This window comes from Lutibaculum baratangense AMV1, from assembly GCF_000496075.1.
GTDB lineage: Bacteria > Pseudomonadota > Alphaproteobacteria > Rhizobiales > Tepidamorphaceae > Lutibaculum > Lutibaculum baratangense.
In genome coordinates this window covers 331,465-356,097 of record NZ_AWXZ01000039.1, presented here as the reverse complement: position 1 = coordinate 356,097, position 24,633 = coordinate 331,465, and the positions used below count along the sequence as shown (strand labels likewise).

Annotated in this window: 23 protein-coding genes; 8 read left to right on the top strand and 15 right to left on the bottom strand. The window is 69.3% G+C overall.

The genetic code is table 11. The features are described from left to right. Nucleotides 1-6: 6 nt before the first annotated feature. The 5 genes from recJ to N177_RS16300 all read right to left on the bottom strand — a co-directional run bounded on the left by recJ (nt 7) and on the right by N177_RS16300 (nt 5,879). Nucleotides 7-1,839, bottom strand: a complete 1,833-nt coding sequence (gene recJ, locus N177_RS16320) for a single-stranded-DNA-specific exonuclease RecJ (protein ID WP_023433498.1) — start codon at nt 1,837-1,839, stop codon at nt 7-9. 25 nt (nt 1,840-1,864) lie between these two features. Continuing rightward, nucleotides 1,865-2,851, bottom strand: coding sequence for a class II fructose-bisphosphatase (gene glpX / locus N177_RS16315; protein ID WP_023433497.1), 987 nt, complete (start codon nt 2,849-2,851; stop codon nt 1,865-1,867). A gap of 124 nt (nt 2,852-2,975) precedes the next feature. Next, on the bottom strand, nt 2,976-4,280 hold the full coding sequence (locus tag N177_RS16310; RefSeq protein ID WP_040485956.1) for a homoserine dehydrogenase: 1,305 nt from the start codon (nt 4,278-4,280) through the stop codon (nt 2,976-2,978). Between the two features lie 37 nt (nt 4,281-4,317). Next, nucleotides 4,318-5,538 carry an LL-diaminopimelate aminotransferase gene (locus N177_RS16305; RefSeq protein WP_040486079.1) on the bottom strand — a complete coding sequence of 407 codons (1,221 nt, stop codon included), beginning with the start codon at nt 5,536-5,538 and terminating at the stop codon, nt 4,318-4,320. A 17-nt stretch (nt 5,539-5,555) separates the two neighbouring features. Beyond that, nucleotides 5,556-5,879 carry a hypothetical protein gene (locus N177_RS16300; RefSeq protein WP_023433494.1) on the bottom strand — a complete coding sequence of 108 codons (324 nt, stop codon included), beginning with the start codon at nt 5,877-5,879 and terminating at the stop codon, nt 5,556-5,558. Between the two features lie 194 nt (nt 5,880-6,073). Between N177_RS16300 and phaC the strand changes: the two genes are divergently transcribed. After that, entirely contained in the window at nt 6,074-7,894 is a 1,821-nt protein-coding gene (phaC, locus tag N177_RS16295) for a class I poly(R)-hydroxyalkanoic acid synthase (RefSeq protein WP_051402462.1), read from the top strand. A gap of 34 nt (nt 7,895-7,928) precedes the next feature. Here the strand turns inward: phaC and N177_RS16290 are convergent, their stop codons facing one another. Beyond that, nucleotides 7,929-8,462 (bottom strand): DUF6790 family protein, encoded by a 534-nt coding sequence (locus N177_RS16290; RefSeq protein WP_023433491.1) that lies wholly within the window; start codon nt 8,460-8,462, stop codon nt 7,929-7,931. 338 nt (nt 8,463-8,800) lie between these two features. Here N177_RS16290 and N177_RS16285 point away from each other — a divergent pair, with 338 nt between their 5' ends. Beyond that, the gene (locus N177_RS16285; RefSeq protein WP_051402461.1) at nt 8,801-10,543 is read left to right on the top strand and encodes a DEAD/DEAH box helicase; all 1,743 of its coding nucleotides are present in this window, start codon (nt 8,801-8,803) and stop codon (nt 10,541-10,543) included. A gap of 38 nt (nt 10,544-10,581) precedes the next feature. On the opposite strand, the gene N177_RS16280 is transcribed toward N177_RS16285, so the two are convergent. Next, nucleotides 10,582-11,400 (bottom strand): lipid-binding SYLF domain-containing protein, encoded by an 819-nt coding sequence (locus tag N177_RS16280; RefSeq protein WP_023433488.1) that lies wholly within the window; start codon nt 11,398-11,400, stop codon nt 10,582-10,584. Between the two features lie 147 nt (nt 11,401-11,547). On the opposite strand from N177_RS16280, the gene N177_RS16275 reads away from it, so the two are divergent. After that, a complete protein-coding gene (locus N177_RS16275) occupies nt 11,548-12,390 on the top strand; it encodes a DMT family transporter (protein WP_023433487.1) in 843 nt (280 codons plus the stop codon). A gap of 49 nt (nt 12,391-12,439) precedes the next feature. Here the strand turns inward: N177_RS16275 and N177_RS16270 are convergent, their stop codons facing one another. From N177_RS16270 to N177_RS16250, 5 genes are all read right to left on the bottom strand, one after another. Further along, nucleotides 12,440-12,706, bottom strand: coding sequence for a GlsB/YeaQ/YmgE family stress response membrane protein (locus tag N177_RS16270; protein WP_023433486.1), 267 nt, complete (start codon nt 12,704-12,706; stop codon nt 12,440-12,442). Between the two features lie 143 nt (nt 12,707-12,849). Then, nucleotides 12,850-13,881 (bottom strand): N-acetyl-gamma-glutamyl-phosphate reductase, encoded by a 1,032-nt coding sequence (argC, locus tag N177_RS16265; RefSeq protein WP_023433485.1) that lies wholly within the window; start codon nt 13,879-13,881, stop codon nt 12,850-12,852. A 106-nt stretch (nt 13,882-13,987) separates the two neighbouring features. Further along, nucleotides 13,988-14,479, bottom strand: coding sequence for a 30S ribosomal protein S9 (gene rpsI / locus N177_RS16260; protein WP_023433484.1), 492 nt, complete (start codon nt 14,477-14,479; stop codon nt 13,988-13,990). After that, nucleotides 14,479-14,943: a 50S ribosomal protein L13 gene (gene rplM / locus N177_RS16255; RefSeq protein ID WP_023433483.1), complete on the bottom strand. Its 465-nt coding sequence runs from the start codon at nt 14,941-14,943 to the stop codon at nt 14,479-14,481. The genes rpsI and rplM overlap by 1 nt, the downstream gene beginning before the upstream one ends. Before the next feature lie 190 nt (nt 14,944-15,133). After that, a complete protein-coding gene (locus N177_RS16250; protein WP_023433482.1) occupies nt 15,134-15,580 on the bottom strand; it encodes a PaaI family thioesterase in 447 nt (148 codons plus the stop codon). Nucleotides 15,581-15,685: 105 nt separating this feature from the next. Between N177_RS16250 and N177_RS16245 the strand changes: the two genes are divergently transcribed. The 3 genes from N177_RS16245 (at nt 15,686) to N177_RS16235 (ending at nt 18,409) form a co-directional block, all read left to right on the top strand. Further along, entirely contained in the window at nt 15,686-16,519 is an 834-nt protein-coding gene (locus N177_RS16245) for an enoyl-CoA hydratase (protein ID WP_051402427.1), read from the top strand. Next, entirely contained in the window at nt 16,516-17,058 is a 543-nt protein-coding gene (locus N177_RS16240; protein ID WP_023433480.1) for a CoA-binding protein, read from the top strand. Before N177_RS16245 ends, N177_RS16240 begins: the two co-directional genes overlap by 4 nt. Before the next feature lie 64 nt (nt 17,059-17,122). Continuing rightward, nucleotides 17,123-18,409: an O-acetylhomoserine aminocarboxypropyltransferase gene (locus tag N177_RS16235; RefSeq protein ID WP_023433479.1), complete on the top strand. Its 1,287-nt coding sequence runs from the start codon at nt 17,123-17,125 to the stop codon at nt 18,407-18,409. Between the two features lie 40 nt (nt 18,410-18,449). Here N177_RS16235 and N177_RS16230 read toward each other — a convergent pair whose 3' ends face one another. Continuing rightward, nucleotides 18,450-19,571 (bottom strand): COX15/CtaA family protein, encoded by a 1,122-nt coding sequence (locus N177_RS16230; protein WP_023433478.1) that lies wholly within the window; start codon nt 19,569-19,571, stop codon nt 18,450-18,452. A 213-nt stretch (nt 19,572-19,784) separates the two neighbouring features. Here N177_RS16230 and N177_RS16225 point away from each other — a divergent pair, with 213 nt between their 5' ends. Further along, complete coding sequence (locus tag N177_RS16225; protein ID WP_023433477.1) at nt 19,785-20,003, top strand: DUF2842 domain-containing protein; 219 nt, start codon at nt 19,785-19,787, stop codon at nt 20,001-20,003. Here the strand turns inward: N177_RS16225 and N177_RS16220 are convergent. Continuing rightward, the gene (locus tag N177_RS16220) at nt 19,992-21,050 is read right to left on the bottom strand and encodes a polysaccharide deacetylase family protein (protein ID WP_023433476.1); all 1,059 of its coding nucleotides are present in this window, start codon (nt 21,048-21,050) and stop codon (nt 19,992-19,994) included. The genes N177_RS16225 and N177_RS16220 overlap by 12 nt on opposite strands. A 149-nt stretch (nt 21,051-21,199) precedes the next feature. On the opposite strand from N177_RS16220, the gene N177_RS16215 reads away from it, so the two are divergent. Then, entirely contained in the window at nt 21,200-22,360 is a 1,161-nt protein-coding gene (locus tag N177_RS16215) for a GNAT family N-acetyltransferase (RefSeq protein ID WP_160170938.1), read from the top strand. 9 nt (nt 22,361-22,369) lie between these two features. Here the strand turns inward: N177_RS16215 and N177_RS16210 are convergent, their stop codons facing one another. Further along, complete coding sequence (locus N177_RS16210; RefSeq protein WP_023433474.1) at nt 22,370-24,502, bottom strand: GumC family protein; 2,133 nt, start codon at nt 24,500-24,502, stop codon at nt 22,370-22,372. Nucleotides 24,503-24,633 lie beyond the last annotated feature (131 nt).

Sequence of the window (24,633 nt, the reverse complement as noted above, 5' to 3'; positions counted from 1 at the left end):
CGGGGCTCAAGCGCCTCGGCCGGGCCTCGCGACGTCGCGCAGCTGCAGGCTCGGCGTCTCGCGGCCGCCCCAGCTGTCGATGCGCAACGTGCCCGCGGCGTGCAGGTCGTCGCCGCGCGCGGCCATGAGCGCCGGCCCGAGATCGCCTTCCATGGCCCGGAACGCGATCGCCTTGAGGCGCGTCCCGTCAGGAGACGTGAGCTGGCAGCGCACATGACCATGCTCAGTCGCCTCGGCGAAGGAGAGCCTGTGTGCGGGCAGCGCCACGACCGGATCGGGGCTGCCCTGCCCGTAGGGCCCCGCGGCCTCGAGCCTGCGGATCGCCTCGACGCTCGCGGCCGCCGCCGTGATCGGCGCGTCGACCTCGAGGTCGCCCGAGGCGCCGGCCGCGAGCCCTTCGGCCGCGCGCGCGTCGGCGAAACTGCGGAACTCCTCCAGCCGGTCGCGGCGCAAGGTGACGCCGGCGGCCATGCCGTGCCCGCCGCCCTTCACGAGCAGCCCCTCGGCCACCGCGGCACGGACGATGGCACCGAGGTCGACGCCGGGCACGGAGCGACCGGAGCCGGTGCCCTGCCCGCTGCCGTCGAAGGCGACGGCGAAGGCGGGTCGGCGAAAGCGGTCCTTCACCCGCGTCGCCACGAGCCCCAGGACGCCGGGATGCCAGTCCTCGTCGGCGTGGGCGATCACCACGTTCGGCCCTCCCTCGCCCGGCGGCTCGCCCAGCATCGCCAGAGCCTCGTCGAGGATGCGCCTCTCGATCTCCTGCCGGTCGCGGTTCAGCTCCTCGAGCGTGGAGGAGATCGTCGCGGCCTCGTCGGGGTCCTCGCACAGGAGAAGCGAGACGCCGAGGCCGGAATCGCCGATCCGGCCACCGGCGTTGATGCGGGGCCCGAGGAGGAATCCGAGGTGGTAGCAGTCGATCGGCGAGGTGATGCGGGCGGATTCGCACAGGGCCGTCAGCCCGACGAACTGCCGCCGCCTGAGGGCGATCAGCCCCTTGCGCACGAAGGCGCGGTTCAGCCCCACGAGCGGCACGACGTCGGCGACGGTTCCGAGCGCGACGAGGTCGAGCCAGGACAGAAGCTCGGGCTCCCGGCGCCCGTGATACCAGCCGGCCTGGCGGAGCGCGCGGTTCACCGCCACGACGAGCAGGAAGACGACGCCGACAGCGGCGAGATGCCCCTGCCCGCTCAGGTCGTCCTGCCGGTTCGGGTTGACGACAGCCACCGCCGGCGGCAACGCCTCCCCCATCTGGTGGTGGTCCGCCACGACCACGTCCATGCCGAGCTCGCGCGCCCTCTGAAGCGGCTCGAAGCTCGTGGCGCCGCAATCGACCGTCACGAGCAGCCTGACGCCCGCCGCGGCGAGCGCCTCGATGGCGGCGACGTTCGGGCCGTAGCCCTCGATGATCCGGTCGGGGATGTGGATGCGCGGATCGAGGCCGTTCGCCCGCAGGAACCGGGCAAGCAGCGCCGCCGAGGTCGCGCCGTCGACGTCGTAGTCGCCGAAGATCGCGATTCTCTCGCCCTGCCGGACAGCGGCGGCGATGCGCGCCGCCGCCTGGTCCATCCCCGCGAGGGTCGAAGGGTCGGGCAGAAGCGCCTTGAGGCTCGGATCGAGATAGGCCTCGACCCCCTCGAGGCCGACGTCGCGGGCCGCCAGCACCCGCGCCAGGAGATCGGGCACGTCGTGGCGCTGGGCGATCGCCAGAGCTGCCTGGTGCCGCGCCGGGTCGAGCCTGTCGACCCAGCGCCGGCCGGTGGCGGAGCGCTCGACCCCGAGCACGGCGCGCCTTGAATCATCGCGCGCCCCGGAGCCTGCCGTCAGCAGATCGACCAATGATCCTCCGGTTCGTCCAGTGCCCTCAGGCGAACTTCTCGAGCCGCGTGTGGCGCGAGCGGATCCAGCGCACCGTGCGGCTCGAGGCGCGCATGACGAGCGTCTCCGTCTTGATCCAGCCCTGGCCGAGATGGACGCCGGAGAGGAGGTTGCCGTCCGTCACGCCGGTGGCGGAGAAGAGCACGTCGCCCTGCGCCATGTCCTCCATGTTGTACTTCCGGTGCGGGTCGTCGATGCCCATGTTCTTCGCGCGCCGGATCTTGTCGTCGCTGTCGAGGATCAGCCGCCCCTGCATCTGGCCGCCGATGCAGCGCAGGGCCGCCGCCGCGAGCACGCCCTCGGGGGCGCCGCCGATGCCCATGTAGATGTCGATGCCGGTCTCGTCGGGCTCCGTCGTGTGGATGACGCCCGCGATGTCGCCGTCGCCGATCAGCCTGATGCCGGCGCCTGCGACGCGGATGTCCTCGATGAGTCCGGCATGGCGCGGACGGTCGAGCACGCAGGCCGTGAGCGCCTCGACCGGCACGCCCTTCGCCTTGGCGAGCTCTCGCAGGTTGTCGCCGGCGGAGGCGTCGAGGTCGATCACGCCCTGCGGGAGGTCCGGGCCGACGGCGATCTTGTCCATGTAGACGTCGGGCGCGTTGAGGAGCGTGCCGCCCTCGGCCATCGCGATGACGGCGAGCGAGTTCGGCTGGTCCTTGGCGCAGAGCGTCGTGCCTTCGAGCGGATCGAGCGCGATATCGACCTTCGTGCCGCTGCCGAGGCCCACTTCCTCGCCGATATAGAGCATCGGCGCCTCGTCCCGCTCGCCCTCGCCGATCACGACGACGCCCTGGATCGGGAGCTTGTTCAACTCGTTCCGCATGGCGTCGACGGCGGCCTGGTCGGCGCCCTTCTCGTCCCCGCGCCCGCGCTGGCGGGCCGCCGCGACGGCGGCGCGCTCGGTCACGCGCGCGATCTCGAGCGTCAGAACGCGGTCCAGGCTCGTCTCGTGTCTCTCGTCGGTGCCCATGCTGGCAAGCCTTCCTCTTCAATCCTCCGGATCAACTCCGGGCAAGGGCTGGCCGCCCCTCTCGCCCAAGTTGAACGTTTCTCGTTCGTCGGGGCAACCGCCCGTCCAAGCGGACGGTTTCCCCTCAAGGCTTCTCGATGCGGATCACGTGGGGACGCTCCGCGATCTGGCCGTCATCCTCGATCGCCTGCAGAGCCTTGCGGATCTGCGCCTCCATCGTGTCGTGCGTGATGAGGACAACGCGGCGGGCGGACTGCGCGCCCTTGGCGCCCTTCGCCTCCTTCTGCACGATGCTCTCGAGCGAAATCTGCTCCTCCGCCATGCGCTGCGCGATCGCGGCGAAGGCGCCGGGCCGGTCGTAGACCGAGAGACGGATGTAGTAGCCGCCGGCGTGCTTGCGCATCCGGGCGCGTCGATAGGGCTCGAGCTCCGCCGCGGGGATGCCGAACACCGGGAGGCAGCGGCCGCGCGCGATGTCGACGATATCGGCCACCACGGCCGAGGCGGTCGCCGACCCGCCGGCGCCGGGGCCGACCATCGTGATCTCGCCCACCTCGTCGCCGTCGACCGCCACCGCGTTCAGGACGCCATCGACATTCGCGAGCGCCAGGTTGCGCGGCATCATCGTCGGCGTCACCCGCTGCTCGATGCCCGTGTCGGTGCGGCGCGCCACGCCCAGGAGCTTGATCCGGTAGCCGAGCTCCGCCGCCGCCTTCAGATCCTCCGTGGTGATCGAGGCGATGCCTTCGAGATGGATGGAGTCGAAGTCGGTCGTGACGCCGAAGGCGAGCGAGCTCAGGAGCGCGAGCTTGTGGGCGGAATCGTGCCCCTCGATGTCGAAGGTCGGGTCGGCCTCCGCGTAGCCGAGCCGCTGGGCCTCCGCGAGGCAATCCGCGAAGGAGAGGCCTTCCTCCTCCATGCGCGTCAGGATGTAGTTGCAGGTGCCGTTCAGGATCCCGTAGACGCGCTCGACCCGGTTGCCGGCCATCGCCTCCCGCATCGTCTTCACGATGGGGATTCCGCCGGCGACGGCGGCCTCGAAGCCGATCGTCGTGCCGTTCTCCTCGGCGAGGCGGGCGAGCTCGGTGCCCCTGGCGGCGAGCAGCGCCTTGTTCGCGGTGACGACCGGCCGGCCCCTGCGGAGCGCCGTGCTCACGGCCGCGGCGGCCGGATCGCCCTCGCCGCCCATCAGCTCGACGAACAGGTCGATCCCGTCGCTCTCGGCGAGTGCGACCGGGTCGTCGTGCCAGGAGAGGCCGTCGAGGCTGACGCCGCGATCGCGCCCGCGATCGCGCGCGCACACCGCCGTCACGGCGACGTCCCGGCCGCTGCGTTTCGATAGATGATCCGTCTTGTCGCCGAGCAGCCGAACGACCGAGGCGCCGACCGTTCCCAAGCCGGCGATCCCCACGCGCAAAGTCTCTGCCATCGCCCCGTTGTTTCTAGATGTGGAGCGATCGCGGTCCTCAGCCGCGAGTCGTCCCGAACGCGACGACGTTGTGCATGCTTTCAGGCTCGGAAGCAAGGAAGCGGCGTATGTTGCGGGCGGCCTGGCGGATCCGCTGCTCGTTCTCGACGAAGGCGATGCGCACGAAGCCCTCGCCGTCCTCGCCGAAGCCGACGCCCGGCGCGACCGCGACGCCCGCCTTCTCCAAGAGGAGCTTCGAGAACTCGAGCGAGCCCAGATGCGCGTAGGCCGGCGGGATCGGCGCCCAGGCGAACATCGTCGCGGCCGGCGGCGGCACCTGCCATCCCGCGCGGCCGAACGCGTCGAGCATCACGTCTCGGCGCTGCCGGTAGGTCTCGCGGATCTCCGCCACCACCTCGTCCGGCCCGTTGAGCGCGGCGCTCGCGGCGACCTGGACGGGCGTGAAGGCGCCGTAGTCGAGATAGGACTTCACCCGCGCCAGCGCCGCGAGCAGCCGCTCGTTGCCGACCGCGAAGCCCATCCGCCAGCCCGGCATCGAGTAGGTCTTCGACAGCGAGGTGAACTCCACCGTCACGTCCTTCGCCCCCGGCACCTCGAGCACGGAGGGAGGCGGTGTCTCGTCGAAATAGATCTCGGCATAGGCGAGGTCGGACAGCACGAACAGCTCGTGCTTCTTCGCGAAGGCGACGACGTCGCGGTAGAAGTCGAGCGTGGCGACGAAGCCCGTCGGGTTCGAGGGATAGTTCAGCACCACGGCGATCGGCTTCGGCACGGAGTGGACGACCGCGCGCTCCATCGCCCGGATGAAGTTCTCGTCCGGCACCGCCGGCAGCTGGCGGATCGATCCGCCCGAGATGATCACGCCGAACTGGTGGATCGGATAGGTCGGGTTCGGCACGAGCACGAGGTCGCCGGGCGCGGTGATCGCCTGCGCCATGTTGGCGAAGCCCTCCTTCGAGCCGAGCGTCGCCACGACCTCGGTGTCGGGGTCGAGGCTCACGCCGAAGCGGCGCTGGTAGTAGGCCGCCTGCGCCCGCCTCAGGCCCGGAATGCCCTTCGAGGTCGAATAGCGGTGCGTGCGCGGCCTGCCGACCGTCTCGACGAGCTTCTCCACGATGTGGGGCGGCGTCGGCAGGTCGGGATTGCCCATGCCGAGGTCGATGATGTCCTCCCCGCGGGCGCGCGCGGCGGCCTTCAGCCGGTTCACCTGCTCGAAGACGTAGGGCGGTAGGCGCTTGATGCGGTGGAAGTCCTGCATGTCGATCGTCCCGAGGCTCACTGTCGGCGGTTCGTCGTCTCGATCACCCTCTGGGTGCTTCTAACATGGTTCGCGCCGCGGCGGCGCAACTCTTCTTCGAGCGCCCGCTGTTCTTCCGGTGCCTTCAGCTTCGACGGGCGGTCGGGCGCGTTGTTGATGTTGGGGTAGTCGACATCCTGCGAGACGAGCACGTTGGCCGGCGTCACGGGGGCGAAGCGCTTCGGATCGGGCAGCTGCCCGCAGGCGGCGACGGCGAGGCCGGCCACTGCCACGACCGCCGCGGCTATGCCAACGCGGCGCGCGCGCCCGGCCGAGCCCCGCTTCGAGCGTCCACGCGTCATTGTCGCCTTCCCCTTGCGCAGGTTCGCCACGTTCTCGTGGCGCGGAGACTATGCTACAAACGATCCCGAGGAAATGCTCGAGCGGCGGCAGCAGTCGCCGGGCACCACGATGACGAAAAGCCTGCGCGCCGCCGATAGTTGTGAGGATCTTCTGCACCGGCGTGCGAAGCAGGTCTGCCCATGGGATGGTGAAGATGAACGACGCGCCGGCCGCGCCGGGCCCCACCCGGACGGAGCCGCCATACCAGGTGAAGGACCCGGAGGCCTTCGCCCGCAACATGGCCCGCCTCGCCGAGGAGGGCGGGAAGGTGCTGGCGGCGATCGTGGAGCCACACGAGCGGGAGGCGCTCGGCCTCCGCGTTCCCGAGGAGTTCGGGCAGGCCTCGAAGACGCTCGGCCAGGTCGTGGAGAAGTGGCTCTCGAACCCGCAGGCGGCCTTCGCCGCGCAGACGAGGCTGTGGACCGGCTATCTCGGCCTGTGGACCGACACGCTGCGGCGCATGTCGGCCGGCGCCCCGGAGCCCGAGCCGGCCCCGGCCGGCGACAAGCGCTTCGCCGACGAGGCGTGGGCCGAGAACCCGATGTTCGATTTCCTCCGCCGCGCCTACCTCCTGACGTCGCAATGGGCCGAGCAGGTCGTCGAGGAGGTCGAGGGGCTGGAGGAGCATGAGCGGCACAAGGCACGCTTCTACGTGAAGCAGTTCACGAGCGCGCTCTCGCCGTCGAACTTCGTCCTCACGAACCCGGAGCTCCTGCGCGAGACGCTCGAGACGAACGGCGAGAACCTCGTGCGCGGCATGCGGATGATGGCGGAGGACGTGCAGGCGGGCAGCGGCCAGCTGAAGATCCGCCAGACCGATCCCGGCAATTTCGAGGTCGGCAGGAACCTCGCCGTCACGCCCGGCAAGGTGATCTTCCAGAACGACCTGATGCAGCTCATCCAGTACACGCCCTCGACCGAAAGCGTGTACCGGGTGCCGCTCGTCATCGTCCCGCCCTGGATCAACAAGTTCTACATCCTCGACCTCACGCCGGAGAAGTCGTTCATCAAGTGGGCGGTCGATCAGGGCCTGACCGTCTTCGTCGTTTCCTGGGTCAACCCGGATGCCCGGCTCGCGGCGAAGTCCTTCGAGGACTACATGCGCGACGGCATCCTGAAGGCGCTCGACGTGGCCGGAGAGGTGACGGGCGAAGACAAGGCGCACCTGATCGGCTACTGCGTCGGCGGCACGCTCCTGTCCTCGACGCTCGGCTACATGGCGGCGACCGGCGACGAGCGCGCGGCGAGCACCACCCTCCTCGCGACCCAGGTCGACTTCGCCCATGCGGGGGATCTGAAGGTCTTCGCGGACGAGGAGCAGATAACGGAGCTCGAGAGCCAGATGGCCCGGGCCGGCTATCTCGAGGGCGGCAAGATGGCCTCGGCCTTCAACATGCTGCGCGCGAACGACCTCATCTGGTCCTACTACGTCAACAACTACCTCAAGGGTAAGCCGCCCTCGGCCTTCGACCTTCTCTACTGGAACTCCGATTCGACGCGCATGCCGGCGGCGAACCACTCCTTCTACCTCAGGAACTGCTATCTCTCGAACAAGCTGTCCAAGGGGGAGATGGAGCTCGGCGGCATCCGGATCGACCTCAAGAAGGTGAAGGTGCCGATCTACAACCTCGCCACCCGCGAGGACCATATCGCTCCCCCCAACTCGGTGTTCCTGGGCTGCAATTCGTTCGGCGGCCCGGTGCGCTTCGTCCTGACCGGGTCAGGACACATCGCGGGCGTCGTGAACCCGCCGTCGCGCAACAAGTACCAGTATTGGGTCGGCGGAAAGCCGACGGGTGATCTCGACACGTGGTTCGCGAAGGCGAAGGAGCATCCGGGCTCCTGGTGGCCGGACTGGCTCGCCTGGATCCTGAAGCAGGGCGGCAAGGCGAAGGTGCCGGCCCGGGTTCCCGGCGCCGGCAGCTACGAGGCGATCGAGGACGCGCCGGGCTCCTACGTGAAGGTCCGCGCCTGAGGGAAGCCCGTCGCGCGCGACTTGGGCCGCCCGCTCAGGCGGAGGCCGCGACGTGGCGCCGGCCCGGCTCCCGGTGGTGGCGCCACCACACGAGGGCGAGGCCGAGGAGCGGGATCAGGATGTCCGTCCAGAAGATCGCCCCGGCATTCCCGGGCGCGAAGTTGTGCGCCGTGATCATCTGGTAGACGTGGCCCCCGGCCGCTCCGAGGAGAAAGCAGGCTGGCCCCACGACCGCGGCGAGCCGCAGGCCGGCGCCGGCACGGAAGGCCATGAGACCGACCACCGCGAAGCCGAGGCTCGCGAACCCCACCTCCGCCTGGAAGGGGCTGTTCTGCCAGCCGATGAAGGACGCCGCCATATCGCCGAAGAAGACGTGCATGACGAAGTTGTAGAAGAAGCTCAGGAAGATGTTGAAGAGCAGGTAGAAGGCGAGGAACTCCTCCGCGATCCGTCCGCCGTCCGTCCAGCCGCGCCTGACAGTGATCGAGATGACGGCCGCGACCACGCCGAGCACGAAGAAGGTCGCGGTGAAGTTGCTGAGTACGAGTGCGATCGCCTGGCCGATCATCGTGTCCCCCTGCCCCACTGCCGGAACGGACTCTCGTTCCGGCGGTCCCCGAATGCCCTGGCGCAGAGTTGCGCCCGAGAGGTTACGCCCTCGTCACCGGGAATCCGCGAAGTCTCGGTGTCGGCCCCATCGGTGAAGCTGTCCCCTGGCGGAGCCATGTCCCGCTATGCGTCCGGCTCACCTCGGCCATGGCGCGAGCACCATGGCAATCGGGGCCCGGATCCGCTATATGCACTGCAATGATAGGGCCGCGTCGCTTGCGGCCGGGCACCGCAAGATGCGCACCCGCCGACGCAGCGGCGTGCTTCATCCCCAACTGACAGGTTCAAGATCACGTGGTGAACTTCACGACGCCGGCCCCGCTGGGGCGCGCGCTCGACGCTCGCGGCTACACCGAGGCCACGCCCGTCCAGGCGGCCGTTCTGGAGGAGCGCGCGCAGGGCCGCGACCTCCTGGTTTCGGCCCGCACCGGGTCCGGCAAGACCGTCGCCTACGGCCTCGCCATCGGCGACACTCTCCTGCAGGGAGAGGAACGGCTCGGACGCGCCGGCGCGCCCCTCGCGCTCATCGTCGCGCCCACGCGCGAGCTGGCCCAGCAGGTCCATCAGGAGCTCGTCTGGCTCTATGCGGAGACCGGCGCGCGCGTGATCTCGTGCGTCGGCGGCATGGACCCCCGCGAGGAGCGCCGGCAGCTCGGCTTCGGCGCCCATATCGTCGTCGGCACGCCCGGTCGCCTGCGCGATCACCTGGAGCGGCGCAACATCGATCTGACCGAGCTGCGGGCGGTCGTCCTCGACGAGGCCGACGAGATGCTCGACCTCGGTTTCCGCGAGGACCTCGAGTTCATCCTGGCCGCCGCCCCCGAGGGGCGGCGCACCCTGCTGTTCTCGGCGACCCTGCCGCCGGACATCATCTCGCTGGCGACCCGCTTCCAGCGCGACGCGCTGCGCATCGCGATCTCCGCCGCAGAGCGCGGGCACGCCGACATCGAGTACCGTGCGATGCGCGTGGTCGGGTCGGAGTTCCGGCACGCGGTCGTGAACACGCTGCGCCACGTCGATTCCCCCAGCGCGATCGTCTTCTGCAACACCCGCCGCGCCGTCGGCGAGATGCACGCGGCGCTTCAGGAGCGCGGCTTCGCGGTGGTGGCCCTGTCGGGCGAGATGGGCCAGAACGAGCGCAACGCGGCGCTGCAGTCGCTGCGCGACGGGCGTGCGCGCGTCTGTGTCGCGACCGACGTGGCGGCGCGTGGCATCGACCTGCCTGGCCTGGGCCTCGTCATCCACGCCGACCTGCCGCACGATCCGGAGGTCCTGCAGCACCGCAGCGGCCGCACCGGCCGTGCCGGCCGCAAGGGCGTCAGCGTGATGCTGGTCGCGCCATCGCGGATGCGCAAGGCCGAGGCGCTGATGCGCGCCGCCGGCATCGAGCCCGTCTGGAGCAGCGCGCCGTCGGCCGATGCCGTGCGCGAGCTCGACCGGAAGCGCCTGCTGGCAGATCCCATCCTGAGCGAGGTGCCGAGCGAGGAGGATCTCGCGGTCGGGCGGGAGCTTCTGCAGACGCATACGCCCGAGCGGCTCGCGGCGATCCTCGCGCGCTTCTATCGGCTCCGCCTCCCGGCCGCCGAGGAGGTGACCGAGCTCGGCGCGTCGCGCGAGAGCCGGACGAGACCCGAGGCGCTCGCCAAGCGGGGCCGGAAGGACGCGCCGAAATCGACGGTGTGGTTCAGGCTGAGCCTCGGCCGCGCCCAGAACGCCGACCCGAAGTGGCTCCTGCCGATGATCTGCCGCCGCGGCGACGTCGACCGGGACGCGATCGGCTCGATCCGCATCTTCGACGGCGAAACCGCCTTCGAAGTCGCCTCCGATCTCGCGCCGCACTTCGCGCAGGCAGCGGGGCGGCCCGATGGCGACAATGTCAGGATCGAGCAGCTCGGGGCGGACTGGCGGCCCCCCGCCCGCTCCGCGCCCCGCGGACGTCCGCGTCCCCGGAGCGAGCAGCCGGCGAAACCCTTCCGCAAGAGCGAGCGCGGCGAGCGGAAGCCCTATGCGGAGGGCAAGAAGCGGGTACGCCAGGGCTGACGGGGGCGAACAGCCCCGTCCCTGTCGATGGCCCTGCCTCATCCGGGCAGGGCGTCCCGCAGCCGTTCCGTTCCGCCCGCTTCGACGGGCTGGCCGCCGAGGAGGGCGGCCGGCGTGAACTCCCCGCCATAGTAGGCGTTCGTCGTCTCCCCGTCATAGGCGATGTCGGAGAGGCCGAGCGTGACGCCCGCGAACAGCCCCGTCATGTCGGTCCACAGAACGACGTCCTCGTTCCCCCAGGATCCCTGTGCCTCCGCGGAGTACTCGACGAGCGTCAGCCCCGCGTTCGCGTCGAGGGAGAAGTTGCTCTCCTCCAGGAAGCCCGAGACCGCATCCTCCGTCATCAGCAGCATCGCGATCGCTCCGGAGGCCGCCCCCACCGCCGGCCCCACCTCGAAGCTGCCGACATCGTAGAACACGGGCTGGCCCCAGCCCTCCGTCTCGTTCATCAGCATGACGCCCTCGCCCGAGGAGCCGCCGACCAAGAGGGCTCCCTTCGCGTATTCGGGCACGATGAACACGGCACGCGCCCGGCCGAGAAGGAGCATCAGGTCGCTGTCGTGCCGCAAGGCGTCCGCCACCCGGGCGGCTTCATCCAAGAGCTCCTGCGCCTCGAGGCGCGCGTCGAGATTGTCGGCCTCCTGGTTTTCGACGGGGCTGCGGTCGAGCGTGCCGTCCGGCGTCCCTTCCCCGCCGCCGGCCACCTCGCCGTGACGGTCGGGCGAGACGCCCATGAGGCCCTCCTCGGGCGCGATGAGCTCTGTCTCGTCCGCCTCCTGCGCGGCAACCGGCAAGGCGGCCGTCATGAAGGCGAGGGCCACTGCGCCCGCCCGGGTCACGTGGAAGGTGTCGCCCATGGGATCGCTCCTCTCGCGCGTTTCTCGACGTGGCTGGCTAACGGAGAGTGGTGCGCGCTGTTCCTTCCCGTCCGGTTTCCAGCCCCATGGCGTGGCGGGCCAGCACTTGCTACAGAAGAACCTCCGGATTCCCGCCACGGCCCATTCTTGTCCCTGACCGTCGCCACGGCCGTCCTCCTGGCCGCCCTACTACACGCGAGCTGGAACGCGATCCTCCGCTTCTCGAGCGACCGCATGGTCACTCTCGCGCTTCTCACCGGCTCCTCGGGGATCGTCGCGCTGGCGGGCCTGCCCTTCGTCGAGGTTCCGCCCGCGGCCGCGTGGCCGTGGCTGTCGGCCTCCGTCTTCCTCCATCTCGGCTACAACCTGTTCCTCGGCACCGCCTACAGGTACGGGGAGCTCGGCAAGGTCTATCCGCTCGCCCGCGGCGCGGCGCCGCTGGTGACGCTCCTCGCGGGCGTGTTCCTCGTCGGCGAGACGCTCTCCCCCCAGGCCACGCTCGGCATCGTCCTCCTCGGCTGCGGCATCGTCGCGCTGACCTTCGAGCGTGGCTGGCGCGTGCTGCTCCAGGCGCCGAGGGGCACCGCCTTCGCGCTCATCACCTCGCTCTTCATCTCCGCCTATTCGGTCTCGGACGGTCTCGGCGCGCGCGCTGCCGGCAACGCGCACGCCTACACGCTCTGGCTGTTCGCGCTCGACGGGTTGCCGCTGGCGATCTACGTCTTCGCGACGCGTCGCGGCGAAGCGATCGCGGCGCTCCGCTTGAGCTGGCTTTCGGGTTGCGTGGCGGGAATGCTGTCGCTCGGCGCCTACTGGATCGTCATCTGGGCGATGACGGTGGCGCCGATCGCGCTCGTTGCGGCGCTGCGCGAAACGAGCGTGCTCTTCGCGGTCGGGATCGGGATCGTCTTTCTCGGCGAGCGCCTGAGCGTGCCGCGCCTCGCGTCGATCCTCGTGGTGCTCGCGGGGCTCGCGATCCTCAGGCTCTGACGACGAGGGAAGGCGGTGCGGGGCGAGCCCTGTCGCCCCGCCGCGCGCCCTATCTGACGGCGCGGTTCCCGCGGATCATCCTCGCAATCGCGATGAGGATGCACGCGCCGATGAAGCCGGCGATGAGATAGCCGAGCCACCCGCCGAAATTGATGCCGATCAGCCCGAACAGGAAGCTCGCGATGGCGGCCCCCACGATGCCGAGGACGATGTTCATGAGGAGCCCCATGTCGCTCTTCATGAACTGCTCGGCCAGCCACCCCGCGATGCCGCCGATGATGATGGCCGCGATCCAGCCCACGCCTGCGCCTTCCATTTCGTATCTCCTGTCTCTTGCCTGCCCTGCCCGGCGGATTCATGTTCGCCATCAAACCCGCCGGATGCAAAACCGGAGAAACGGCCGGGAAGTTCCGGAGGAGACGCGGCCGGCGACGGTATCGCCAGCGGTCTCGCCGCGTCTCAGGGGAAGAGCGGCAGCTGCTCGAGGCCCGTCGTCTCCGGCCACCCCATCATGATGTTCATGTTCTGCACCGCCTGCCCGCTCGCCCCCCGGACGAGGTTGTCGATCGCGGAGATGACGATGGCGCGGCCCGGCTGCCGGTCCGCGACGACGCCGATCAGGCAGTGGTTCGATCCGCGGACGTGGCGCGTCGCGGGCGTCCTGCCGAACGGGAGAACGTGAACGAAGGCCTCGCCCGCGTAGGCCTCCTTCAGCGCCCGGTGGACAGCCTCAGCGTCCCCGCGGACGTAGCAGGTCGCGAGGATGCCGCGGTTCTGCGGCAGGAGATGCGGCGTGAAGCTCGGCATCACCTCGCGGCCGGCCGCGACGGTCAGTTCCTGGTCGATCTCGGCCGAGTGCCGGTGGCCGCCGACGCCGTAGGCGTGGAAGCCCTCGGACACCTCGGCGAAGAGGTTCGCCTCCTTGGCGCCGCGCCCCGCCCCCGTCACGCCGGACGCAGCGTCGATCACGATCGGATCGGGCTCGACTACGCCCGCCTTCAGGAGCGGCACGAGCGGAATGATCGAGGCCGCGACGTAGCAGCCGGTGTTCGCCACGAGCCGGGCCTTCGCGATGTCGGCGCGGTAGAACTCCGGCAGGCCGTAGACCGCCTCCTTCTGGAGCTCGATCGCCTGGTGCGGATGGCCGTACCACTTCTCGTAGGCCGAGGGGTCGCGCAGCCGGAAGTCGGCCGACAGGTCGACGATCTTGATGTGCGCCGGCAAGCCGGCCAGCACCACCTGGGTCGTCGCGTGCGGCAGAGCGCAGAAGACCACGTCGACGCCCGACCAGTCGACCTGGTCGATCGACGTGAGGGTCGGCAGATCGAGCATGACGAGATGCGGGAACACGTCCGACATCTGCTCCCCGGCCTTCCGGTCGGCGGTCAGCGCGACGATCTCGACGTGCGGATGGCGGGCGAGCAGTCGCACGAGCTCTGCGCCCGTGTAGCCCGAGGCCCCGAGGATCGCGATGCGGGTCTTGTCCGCCATCTTCCGTCTCCGTTCGTTTTCACTGAGTGCAGGATGGAATGAAAAAGGGCGCCCGAGGCGCCCTTTCCAGTGTCGTCGTCGTGTGCCCGCCGATCCGGGCGCGGGATCAGCGCTTCGAGAACTGGAAGCTGCGGCGCGCCTTCGCGCGGCCGTACTTCTTGCGCTCCACGGTGCGCGGGTCACGCGTGAGGAAGCCACCCTTCTTGAGCGGCGAGCGCAGCTCGGGCTCGTAGCGGGTGAGCGCCTGCGACAGGCCGTGACGCACCGCACCCGCCTGGCCGGAGAGGCCGCCGCCGGTGACCGTGCACATCACGTCGTACTGGCCGGAGCGCTGGACGAGCTCGAGCGGCTGCTGGAGCACCATCTGCAGCACCGGCCGCGCGAAGTACTCCTTGTAGTCCTTGCCGTTCACGATGATGCGGCCGGCGCCCGGCTTCACCCACACGCGGGCGATCGCGTTCTTCCGGCGGCCCGTCGCGTAGGCGCGGCCCTGCTTGTCGAGCTTCTGCTCGTAGATCGGGGCCTCGTTCTCGGAGACGGGCGCGTTGCCCATCGCCTGGCCCAGCTGCTCGAAGGACTGGATTTCCTGCTCGGCCATCAGAGGACCCTCACGTTCTTCTTGCTGAGCGCGGCCACATCGATCTTCTGCGGCTGCTGCGCCTCATGCGGATGGTCCGCGCCGCCATAGACGCGGAGATTCTTCATCTGCTGGCGGCCGAGCGGGCCGCGCGGCAGCATGCGCTCGACCGCCTTCTCGACCACGCGCTGGGGGAAACGGCCGTCGAGGATCTGGTGCGCCTTGCGCTCCTTGATGCCGCCGGGATGGCCGGTGTGCCAGAAGTAGCTCTTGTTCTCGCGCTTGCGGCCCGTGAGAACCACCTTGTCCGCATTCACCACGATCACGTTGTCGCCGCAGTCGACATGCGGCGTGAAAATAGCCTTGTGCTTGCCGCGCAGGCGCGTGGCGATCAACGCCGCGAGCCGGCCGACGACCAGCCCTTCGGCATCGATCAGCACCCACTGCTTCTCGATGTCGGCCGCTTTCGCCGAAAAGGTCTTCATTGCTTCACCTGTCGGAATGGATGCCCGGGATCCGACAAGCGGATCGCCGCGAATACGTCCTTCGCGCCGCGTCGGGCGGCAGCGAACCTTGGCTGCGGTATCTACTTTGCCCCCATGTCCACGTCAAGGGCGAAGATGGACCGGCCGCCGGAAAAACCTCAATGAATTCAGTGAAGTTGGCAATGTGGTATTATTTTACCGCACCTGGGAGCGAGTATGTGGTGACGACGTGGGCGGCGAGATCCTCCTCGCCCTCGGACCGCAGAGCGACCTCGCCGACCGCGAGCCTGCGGCCGAGCTTCATGATGGTGCAGTCGGCCAGCATGTCGCGCCGGGCCGGCCGCCTCAGGAAGTTGATCGAGAGGTTCGTCGTCACAGCCAGGGCCACCGGGCCGAGCTGCGCCAGCACCGCGACATACATCGCGTAGTCGGCGAGCGCCATCATCGCGGGGCCGGAGACCGTGCCGCCCGGGCGAAGATGGCGCTCGTGATACGCCATCCGCAGGACCGCCCCCATGCGGCGGACGGATTCGATCGACACGCTCCTTCCGCCCTCGTGCATCTGCGGGAACTCGGTCTCGAGGAATCGCTCGATCTCCGCCGCGCTCATTCGCGGTGGCGCCGCCTCGCCGTCCATCCTAGACTCCCTCCCCGTTCCGGTGGGCGACAAGCATAGGCCGCGACGGGGCCGAAGCCGCAAGCGCCGGAACCGAGAAATCGACGCAACGAAGCGACAGTGCCCATGAGCATCGATGATATTGAGCCACGTCAGGCCGCCGGCGCGGAGAGCGAGGTGCTGCTCGTCGAGCGCGACGGCGGCATCGCGACGCTGACCCTCAACCGCCCGAAGGCGCGCAATGCCCTGTCGGAGGACCTCCTCGACGCGCTGTCGCACGCGCTCCTGCGGGTGGAGGCCCACCGCGACGTGAGCGTCGTGGTGCTGGCGGGTGCGCCGCCGGCCTTCTGCGCCGGCCACGACCTGCGCGAGATGAACGAGGCGCGCAACAGCCTCGACCGCGGCCGCGCCGCCTTCGAGCGCCTGTTCACGAAATGCTCCAACGTGATGCAGCAGATCGTCCACCTGCGCCAGCCGGTCATCGCGGCCGTCGACGGCATCGCCACGGCCGCCGGGTGCCAGCTCGTCGCGAGCTGCGACATGGCCGTCGCCGGCGACCAGGCGCGCTTCGCGACGCCCGGCGTGAATATCGGCCTCTTCTGCTCCACGCCGATGGTGGCGCTGACGCGCAACGTGCCGCGCAAGCACGCGATGGAGATGCTTCTGACGGGTGAGATGGTCGGGGCGGAGAAGGCGGAGCGCCTGGGGCTCGTCAACCGCGTCGTGCCCTCCGGCACCGCACTCGCGGCGGCGACCGATCTCGCCCGGCAGGTCGCCGCGAAGTCGCCGCTCGTCCTCAGGATCGGCAAGGAGGCGTTCTACGAGCAGCTCGAGATGCCGCTCTCGGAAGCCTACCGCCACACCGCGCGGGTGATGACGGAGAACATGCTGGCGCGCGACGCGGAGGAAGGCATCGGCGCGTTCATCGAGAAGCGCGAGGCACGGTGGACGGGCGAATGAACCACGACCGTTACGGCGACGACTACATCTCCGGCATCCTGTCGGGCGTGCGGACGATCGCGATCGTCGGGGCGAGCCCGAGGGAAGTGCGCCCGAGCTTCTTCGTGACGAAGTACCTCGCGGAGAAGGGGTTCAAGTGCTTTCCCGTGAATCCCGGCCACGCCGGCAGGGAGATCGCGGGCTGCGCGACGTTCGCCCGCCTGAGCGACATTCCGGAGCCGGTCGACATGGTCGACATCTTCCGCGCCTCGTCGGCCGCCGGCGGGATCGTCGACGAGGCCCTCGCCCTGACGCCCCTGCCGAAGGTGATCTGGATGCAGCTCGGCGTGCGAAACGACGAGGCGGCGGCCCGGGCGGAAGCCGCGGGCCTGAAGGTCGTCATGGACCGCTGCCCCAAGATCGAATACGGCCGCCTGTCGGGCGAGATCGGCTGGCAGGGCGTCAACAGCCGGACGATCGATGCCCGGCGCCCGTCACTTTCCGGGCGCGGGATCCAGCGCCTGTCGCTCAGAACGGGGCGCGGCGGGCCCTCCGCTTGAGCGAAGCGCCGCGAAACGGCATGAACACCACTGGCATCAACGCCAGAACAGACGGGAGGCAGGCTTGAGCAACGAGAAGACTCCGGGCTTCAATACCCTTTCCATCCATGCCGGCGCGCGACCCGACCCGGCGACGGGCGCCCGCGCGACGCCGATCTACCAGACGACGTCCTTCGTCTTCGAGGATGTCGACCATGCGGCATCGCTGTTCGGGCTGCAGGCCTTCGGCAACATCTACACCCGGATCGGCAACCCGACCTGCGCCGTCCTCGAGGAGCGCGTCGCGGCGCTCGAGGGGGGCACGGCGGCGCTCGCCGTGGCGTCGGGACACGCCGCACAGCTCATCGTGATGCACACGCTGCTCGAGCCGGGCGACGAGTTCGTGGCCGCGGGCCAGCTCTACGGCGGCTCGATCAACCAGTTCAACCACGCCTTCAAGAAGTTCGGCTGGAACGTCGTCTGGGCCGACGCCACCGACCCCTCGAGCTTCGAGAAGGCCCTGTCGCCGGAGACGAAGGCGATCTTCATCGAGTCGATCGCGAATCCCGGCGGCATCGTCACCGACATCGCCGCCGTCTCCGCGATCGCGAAGAAGGCGAAGGTGCCGCTGATCGTCGACAACACGCTCGCCACGCCATATCTCTGCCGGCCCATCGAGCACGGCGCCGACATCGTGGTGCACTCGCTCACGAAGTTCCTCGGCGGCCACGGCAACTCGATCGGCGGCCTCATCGTCGACGGCGGCTCGTTCGACTGGTCGCAGGACGATCGCTACCCGAGCCTTTCGGCCCCTTGCCCGTCCTACCAGGGGATGGTGCTGCACGAGACCTTCGGCAATTTCGCCTTCGCGATCGCCTGCCGCGTCCTCGGCCTGCGCGACCTCGGGCCCGCCCTCTCCCCGTTCAACGCCTTCCTCATCCTGACCGGCACCGAGACGCTATCGCTGCGCATGCAGCGTCATTCGGACAATGCGAAGGCGGTCGCCGAGCACCTGTCGCGCCATGAGAAGGTCGAGTGGGTGAACTATGCGGGCCTGCCTGGCGACTCGAGCCACGGCCTCGCCCAGCGATACACGCCGAAGGGCGCGGGCGCCGTCTTCACCTTCGGCGTGAAAGGCGGCTACGACGCGGGCGTCAAGCTCGTCTCGAGCCTCACGATGTTCTCGCATCTCGCCAATATCGGCGACACCCGAAGCCTCGTGATCCACCCCGCCTCGACGACGCACCGGCAGCTGACCGACGAGCAGAAGACGGCCGCCGGCGCGGGACCGGAGGTCGTGCGCCTGTCCGTCGGCATCGAGGATCTCGACGACATCATCGCCGATCTCGATCAGGCCCTGGCCCAGATCTGAGGCCGCGGCGCGGGGCGGCAGCCACCGCCCCGCTCGCGGTTCAGTGGGTTCCGGCGACGATGCGACGCGAGGAGACCGCGCGAACGGCTCGCTGCTCGCGCACGGCGTCATGCAGGTCGCGGGCGTGCGTGACGGCCAGGAAGAGCACGACGATCGCGCCGGCCTGATGCAGGAGCGCGATCCACAGATTGACGCCGGTCAGCAGCGTCGCGACGCCCAGCGCGATCTGCACGAACACCATGCCGGCGATCGCATGCGCGCGCCGGCGGACGCTCCGCTCGACATCGCTGCGATAGGCGTCGAGGAGATGTAGAAGGGCTACGGCGAGGATGAGATAGCCCACCATGCGGTGCTCGAACTGCACCGTGCCGATGTTCTCGAAGAAATTGATCCACCACGGATCGTGGAACATGAGGCCGTCGGGCGCGAAGCTGCCGTCCATCAGCGGCCAGGTCTGGTAGACGAAGCCCGCGTCGAGGCCTGCGACGAGCCCGCCGACGAGGACCTGCAGGAGCACCAGCCCGACGATGACCCAGGCGGTGGCGCGGATGCGCCCGCCGCTCACCCGCTCGGGATACGAATTGCGAAGCCCCTGCGCGACCCAGATCAGCAGGGCGAAGATCGCCGCCGCGAGCCCGAGATGAGCGGCCAGCCGGTACTGGCTGACCGAGACCCGCTCGACGAGCCCGCTCATCACCATGTACCAGCCGAGCGCGCCCTGGAGCCCCCCGAGCACGAACAGTCCCGTCAGCGGCCAGACCAGGCGCCGCTCGAGCCGGCCCGTGAACAGGAAGAACAGGAACGGGATCAGGAACAGGAAGCCGATGATCCGTCCGAGCAGCCGGTGGCCCCACTCCCAGTAGTAGATGAACTGGAAGTCCTCCATCGACATCCCCCGGTTGATCTCCTGGTACTGCGGGATCTGCCGGTACTTCTCGAGCTCCTCTTCCCATGCCTCCTCGCTGAGCGGCGGCAGCGCTCCGGTGACGACGTTCCACTCGGTGATCGAGAGGCCGGATTCGGTCAGTCGCGTGGCCCCACCGACCACCACCATCGCGAGGACGAAGAGGGCCACGACGAGAAGCCACGCCCGGACGGCTGGCCGCGCCCGTTCCGCGCGCGACATGGGAACGTAGTCGAGGGAAGGTGTTTGGGAAGACATCGGTGCTCGTCGCTGGTGCCGCTCCGGAGCCTGCCGAGAGAGCCGTGCCGCGGGCGGGAATGACCCTCCAAGGGCCGGCCGTCATGCGAATTCGGGCCCCGCGACGATTTCGCCCGAGGACCTCTTGATCTAGTAAGGCCATAGTTCCGCGACTGACAAGCCGGCGCCCGGCCGGGCCCGCGCGTCACGTTGCCTCAACCAGGGTCTCAGATAATGGCTTCACGATCCCGGCGCATCATCGGCCGCGTCGGCCTCGTCCTCTTCGTCATCGTCTACATCGCGGTCGCGATGGTGGTGGGCGCCGTTCACTTTCCGGAACGCCATCCGGTGGTCCAGATCCTGTATTTCGCCGTGGCGGGCATCGCGTGGGTCTTTCCGGCGATGCTGATCATCGCCTGGTCGCGCGGGGGGCAGCGCGGCTCAGGCGGCTGAGACCTTGCGGAACCGGTTCGCCAGGGCGAACGGGGCGCCGCTGAGGAACAGGTCGAGAAACTTCAGGTTCTGGTAGTCGCCGTTCAGCGAGACGCGGGGCAGCGACCACAGCGCCCCCGCATGCTCGCGGTAGACGATGCCGGGCCTGGTCGTCACCGCGGTCGCGAAACCCAGGCGCTGCGCGAGCTGGAACTCCCTGCGGCCGGCGGCGGCGGGGTTACCGTAGGGATAGGCGAAATGGCGCGGCCGTTCTCCGAGCTCCTCGCCGATGATGCGACGGCTCTCGGCCATCTCGTACGAGGCATCGGCCTCGGACATCTGCGCCAGCGCCGGATGGGTCAGGGTGTGTGCGCCGATCGTGACGAGCGGGCTTTCGTTCAGCCGGCGCACCTCGTCCCAGCTCATGCCCATGTCCCTGGCGAGCGCCCGCTCGTCGATCCCCGCCTCAGCGGCGAGCCCCGTCACGGCGCTCGCCCGCTCCGGACCGCCGAGGCTCCGCACGTGCCAGTAGATCTTCTCGTAAGCCGCGTACTTCTCTTCGAGGCTGCGCGCGGGGAGCGTGACGCTCTGGCCATCGATCCGGGCGACGATCTCCTCGCGATCTGAAACGACCTTCTCGAGCGTGCGCCACCACAGGGCGACGTTCCGCTCGACGAGGCCGGTCATCACGTAGATCGCGTAAGGCACCTCGTGGCGCTCGAAGACGGGGTGAGCATGGACGAGGTTGTCCCGGTAGCCGTCGTCGATCGTGAAGCAGGCGAACCGACGTCCGTTCTCCGGAGGCTCGAGCAGCCGACGCCGCATCTCGTCGAGAGAGACGATCTCGAGGCCCGAAGCCTTCACGCGCCCGATCACGGCCGAAAGGAACTCGGGCGTGATCGCGAGGATCCGGTTCGGCGAGAAGGGCTCGGGCTCGCCCGGCACGATATGGTGCAGCGTGAAGATGATGCCCTCACCCCGCGTCAGCGGCGCCAGCACCTTATGTGCTCCGGTGTAGTAGAGGGTCTTCAGCCCCGCCTGCAGCAGGGCGGTTCTCCGCCGGTCCATCTCTTGCGCCTTCCGCGTCCGCCGTCCGGGCGCCTGCCGCGGCCCTCATGCGTGGAGCATTTGCCCAAGGATTTATTGATCTTTGCTTGATAGAACCGCCGCAACCTCCTTTTCCGAGCGCGAGGATCCCTTTGGCGATCTCAACCACCGTGAGCAGCCTGCCCCTGAGCGGCGAGGATGCGGGCGTCATCGTTCGCGCCACGGTGCTCGACCTCGAGGGGGCCGAGCCTGCCTGGCGCCATCTCGAGGCGACGGGCATCGCGACGCCGAACCATCGATACGAATGGATGGCGGCCTGGCAGCGCCACATCGGTGCTTCGGACGGCATCGAGCCGGCCGTCGTCGTCGGCTACGATGCCGCAGGGCAGCCGGTGCTGGTGTGGCCGCTCGGCGTGCGGCAGGCCCTCGGCGTCAGGATCGCGAGCTGGCTCGGCGGACGCTTCGCCAACTATCAGATGGGTCTCTACGCCCGGTCTCTTGTCGCCCGCCCGGACCTGAACGCCGTCACGCGGTGCCTGGCGGCTCTGCGGGACGAACGGAAGGTCGACGCGCTCTCGCTGATCAATCAGCCCTATAGCTGGGGCGGTCAAAGGAACCCGCTTCTCGAGCTGCCCCATCAGCCGGCACCGAGCAGCGCCTATTCGCTCGAGATCGACGGGAGGTCCTTCGAGGATCTCTACGCCGCACTCCGCAGCGGACCGACCCGGAAGAAGCTCCGCCGCTCCGAGCGCAAGATCACCGAGGACTGCGGCAGCTGCACCATCATGCAGCCTTCGACGCATGAGGAAGTCGACGCGCTGATCGACGTGTTCATGCATCAGAAGCGCCTGCGGATGGCCGAGAGCGGGGCACCGAACGTGTTCGAGCGCCAGGGCGTCGACGACTTCCTGCGCGACCTCGGCCATCGCAGCCTCGGCACGGTACACCCCCTTCTCGACATCTACTGGCTGCAGGCCGGGGACCGGGTCGCGGCGACGTGGGCCGGCGTGAACGACGGCAAGCGCCTGTCGGGCCTCATGAACTCGTTCGATCCGGCTCTCGCGGCCAATCATCCGGGCGAGATCGTGCTGCGCGACGTGATCGAACTCGCATGCCGCAAGGGGCTGAAGGGCTTCGACCTCGGGACCGGCGACGCAACCTACAAGCTGAGCTGGTGCCCGACCGTCGACGAGCTTTTCGAGACCCATCTCGCCTTGAGCACCCGCGGCCTGCCCGTGAGTTGCAGCGAAGCGGTCTTCACATTCGCGAAGCGGCACATCAAGCGCTCCGACGGCGCGATGGCCCTCCTCCACCGGCTCGGCATCGCCTGAGCCCGCTCCTCACGCCGCCAGCGCGTCACCCTCCCCGCCGGCATCCGTCGTTGGGGAGAGCGAAACGACGGTGACGGCCTCGAGACCCGTCTTGAGGATCCGGTCGCGCAGCGCCCCCACGTTCTCCTGCGGCTGCGCGGCAGAGACCACGAGCAGCGCCGCATCCGGGGCCTTCTCGCTGAACTCCGGCAGGGCTGCTCCCGCGGGGTGCAGCATGAGGACAATGTCGTAGGTGTCCGCCAGCGCCCCGAGCACGAGGTCCGTGCCGCGGCGCGCTGCATCCACCTGCGGGGCGAGGCCCCTGCCCGCGGGCAGGACATGCGCGCGGCTGCGGGGATCGCGGAACAGCACCTCCCCGAAGGCCCGCTCGCCGTCGACGAGCTCCCGCAGGCCCGGCCTGTCGCCACCGATGACATTCGCGAACCGTCCCAGGCCAAAGCCCGTGTCGAGCAGCACGACGCGGAACCCTCGGGCCGAGACGCCCCGCGCGAGCGACATGGCGAAGGCCGCCTCGTCGTCCGGCGCGCCCGTGCCTGCGACGAGCACGAGGCGTGGCAGGCCCGACCCGTCGCCCGCCACCAGGTCGCAGAGCGCGGTGAGGTTGCCATGCCCTGCGGCCGCCACACCCGACGACGAGGTTCCGACCCGCTCGGGGCGCAGCGCGACGACGCCGTGGTCGCTGCGCCGCCCGCGTCCTCCGGGACTGGCCGGCCCGCCGGGCCCCGCGTGCTCGAGGCCCGCAAGCCTCACGAGCTCGATGGCCAGGATCGCCCCGACGGCGAGCACGAGCGTCGCGACGGTCACGGCGATCAGGGTGACGGCCGGCTTCGGGAAGTAGGGATCGGAGGCGGGAGCCGCGCGCGAGATGATACGGGCATCGGCGGGAAGCGATTGCAGCGTATCGCGGGTGCTCGCCTCGCGGTAGCGCGCGAGCATCGACTCCAGGAGATCGCGCTGCGCCTTCGCCTCGCGCTCGAGCGCCCTCAGCTCGACCTCCCGGGAGTTCGCTTCGGCCGATTGGACCTTCAGCCCCTCGAGCTCCGACAGAAGGTCCCGCTCGCGCTCTGCCGCGACGACCGCATCCGCCTCGAGCGAGCGAACGATCTTGGCGATCTCGTCGCGGATCTGGCTCCTGAGGTCGCCGAGCTGAGAGCTCAGCTCCAGCATGCGCGGATGCCGGGGCCCTAGCGTGCTCGACAGCTCGGCGATTTCCGAGCGCAGCCGCACGGCCTCGCCGACCAGGCCCTGGATCAAGGGAGAGTTCGTCACGTCGGCGGCTTCGACGGGCCGGCCCGACTGGAGTTGCTGGCGCAACAGGCGGGCGCGCGCATCGGCCGAGCTCTTGTCGGCGCGTGCGCTCGCGAGCTGCGTCGCGAGCTCGGAGAGCTGCTGACCGGACAGGGTCCGCGCCGTGGTGTCTCCGCTCGGCAGAGAGCCGAACAGGCTGTGCTCCGCCCGGTAGCGCTCCACCGACGTCTCGGCGTCTCCGACGCGCTGCCGAAGCTGCTCGATCTGTGCGTCGAGCCACAGGCTCGCCTCGCGCGTCGTGTCACGCTTCGCCGCCCGCTGCATCTCGAGATATTCCTCGGCGACAGCGTTCGCCACTTGCGCGGCCAGAAGCGGATTGGCAGCGGAGAACTCGATCGCGATGACCCGCGACTGGTCGATCTGGTAGACGGTCAACCGGTCATAGAACGCTTCGAGCAACTGGTCCTCGGCCGCCTCACGCTCGGAGCCGAGGCCGACCGAGCGCATGATCGCCCGGATAGGGCCTCCGGAGGGAGCGAATTCCGGGTTCTGCGCGAGGTTCAATCGCCGGATCACGGTACGGCTCAGGTCTCCTGCCAGAATCAGCTGGACCTGGCTGCGGATCGCCTCCTGGTCGAGGATACTGCGCTCGCTCGACGTCACGTTCTGCGGCCGGGTGTAGACCGTCTCCTGGTTCTCCACCAGGAGCTTGGCAGACGAGCGGTAGAGCGGCGTCTGAAGGGCAAGCCAGCCGATCGTCAGGGCGAGGACGACCACCAGCGGGACGATCACGCAGGCACGGCGGCGCCAGACACTGGCGAGGAGCCCGGCTGCCGTCAGTCCGGCGGCAAGCTCCTCGTCCCTCGTGGGCTGTGTGTTGATCGGCGCACGCATGAGCTACTTCCCTCTGGTCCGCCGATCACAGACCATCACGGTAACTTTTGGGTTAAGCGCCCCCCTCAGCCTTTTGTTAACCCTGTTCAGATACTTGAAACCTCTCTTCTAGACGGTCTTCCAGGGGCCCC

Bases quoted from the DNA above. Each gene is read 5' to 3' on its own strand.
- N177_RS16245 (WP_051402427.1), top strand. From the start codon at position 15,686: ATGAGCATCGATGATATTGAGCCACGTCAGGCCGCCGGCGCGGAGAGC.
- N177_RS16270 (WP_023433486.1), bottom strand. From the start codon at position 12,706: ATGGAAGGCGCAGGCGTGGGCTGGATCGCGGCCATCATCATCGGCGGC.
- N177_RS16280 (WP_023433488.1), bottom strand. From the start codon at position 11,400: ATGGGCGACACCTTCCACGTGACCCGGGCGGGCGCAGTGGCCCTCGCC.
- N177_RS16300 (WP_023433494.1), bottom strand. From the start codon at position 5,879: ATGACGCGTGGACGCTCGAAGCGGGGCTCGGCCGGGCGCGCGCGCCGC.
- argC (WP_023433485.1), bottom strand. From the start codon at position 13,881: ATGGCGGACAAGACCCGCATCGCGATCCTCGGGGCCTCGGGCTACACG.
- N177_RS16225 (WP_023433477.1), top strand. From the start codon at position 19,785: ATGGCTTCACGATCCCGGCGCATCATCGGCCGCGTCGGCCTCGTCCTC.
- N177_RS16250 (WP_023433482.1), bottom strand. From the start codon at position 15,580: ATGGACGGCGAGGCGGCGCCACCGCGAATGAGCGCGGCGGAGATCGAG.
- N177_RS16230 (WP_023433478.1), bottom strand. From the start codon at position 19,571: ATGTCTTCCCAAACACCTTCCCTCGACTACGTTCCCATGTCGCGCGCG.
- N177_RS16210 (WP_023433474.1), bottom strand. From the start codon at position 24,502: ATGCGTGCGCCGATCAACACACAGCCCACGAGGGACGAGGAGCTTGCC.
- N177_RS16310 (WP_040485956.1), bottom strand. From the start codon at position 4,280: ATGGCAGAGACTTTGCGCGTGGGGATCGCCGGCTTGGGAACGGTCGGC.
- phaC (WP_051402462.1), top strand. From the start codon at position 6,074: ATGAACGACGCGCCGGCCGCGCCGGGCCCCACCCGGACGGAGCCGCCA.
- N177_RS16240 (WP_023433480.1), top strand. From the start codon at position 16,516: ATGAACCACGACCGTTACGGCGACGACTACATCTCCGGCATCCTGTCG.
- N177_RS16220 (WP_023433476.1), bottom strand. From the start codon at position 21,050: ATGGACCGGCGGAGAACCGCCCTGCTGCAGGCGGGGCTGAAGACCCTC.
- N177_RS16290 (WP_023433491.1), bottom strand. From the start codon at position 8,462: ATGATCGGCCAGGCGATCGCACTCGTACTCAGCAACTTCACCGCGACC.
- rpsI (WP_023433484.1), bottom strand. From the start codon at position 14,479: ATGGCCGAGCAGGAAATCCAGTCCTTCGAGCAGCTGGGCCAGGCGATG.
- N177_RS16305 (WP_040486079.1), bottom strand. From the start codon at position 5,538: ATGCAGGACTTCCACCGCATCAAGCGCCTACCGCCCTACGTCTTCGAG.
- rplM (WP_023433483.1), bottom strand. From the start codon at position 14,943: ATGAAGACCTTTTCGGCGAAAGCGGCCGACATCGAGAAGCAGTGGGTG.
- glpX (WP_023433497.1), bottom strand. From the start codon at position 2,851: ATGGGCACCGACGAGAGACACGAGACGAGCCTGGACCGCGTTCTGACG.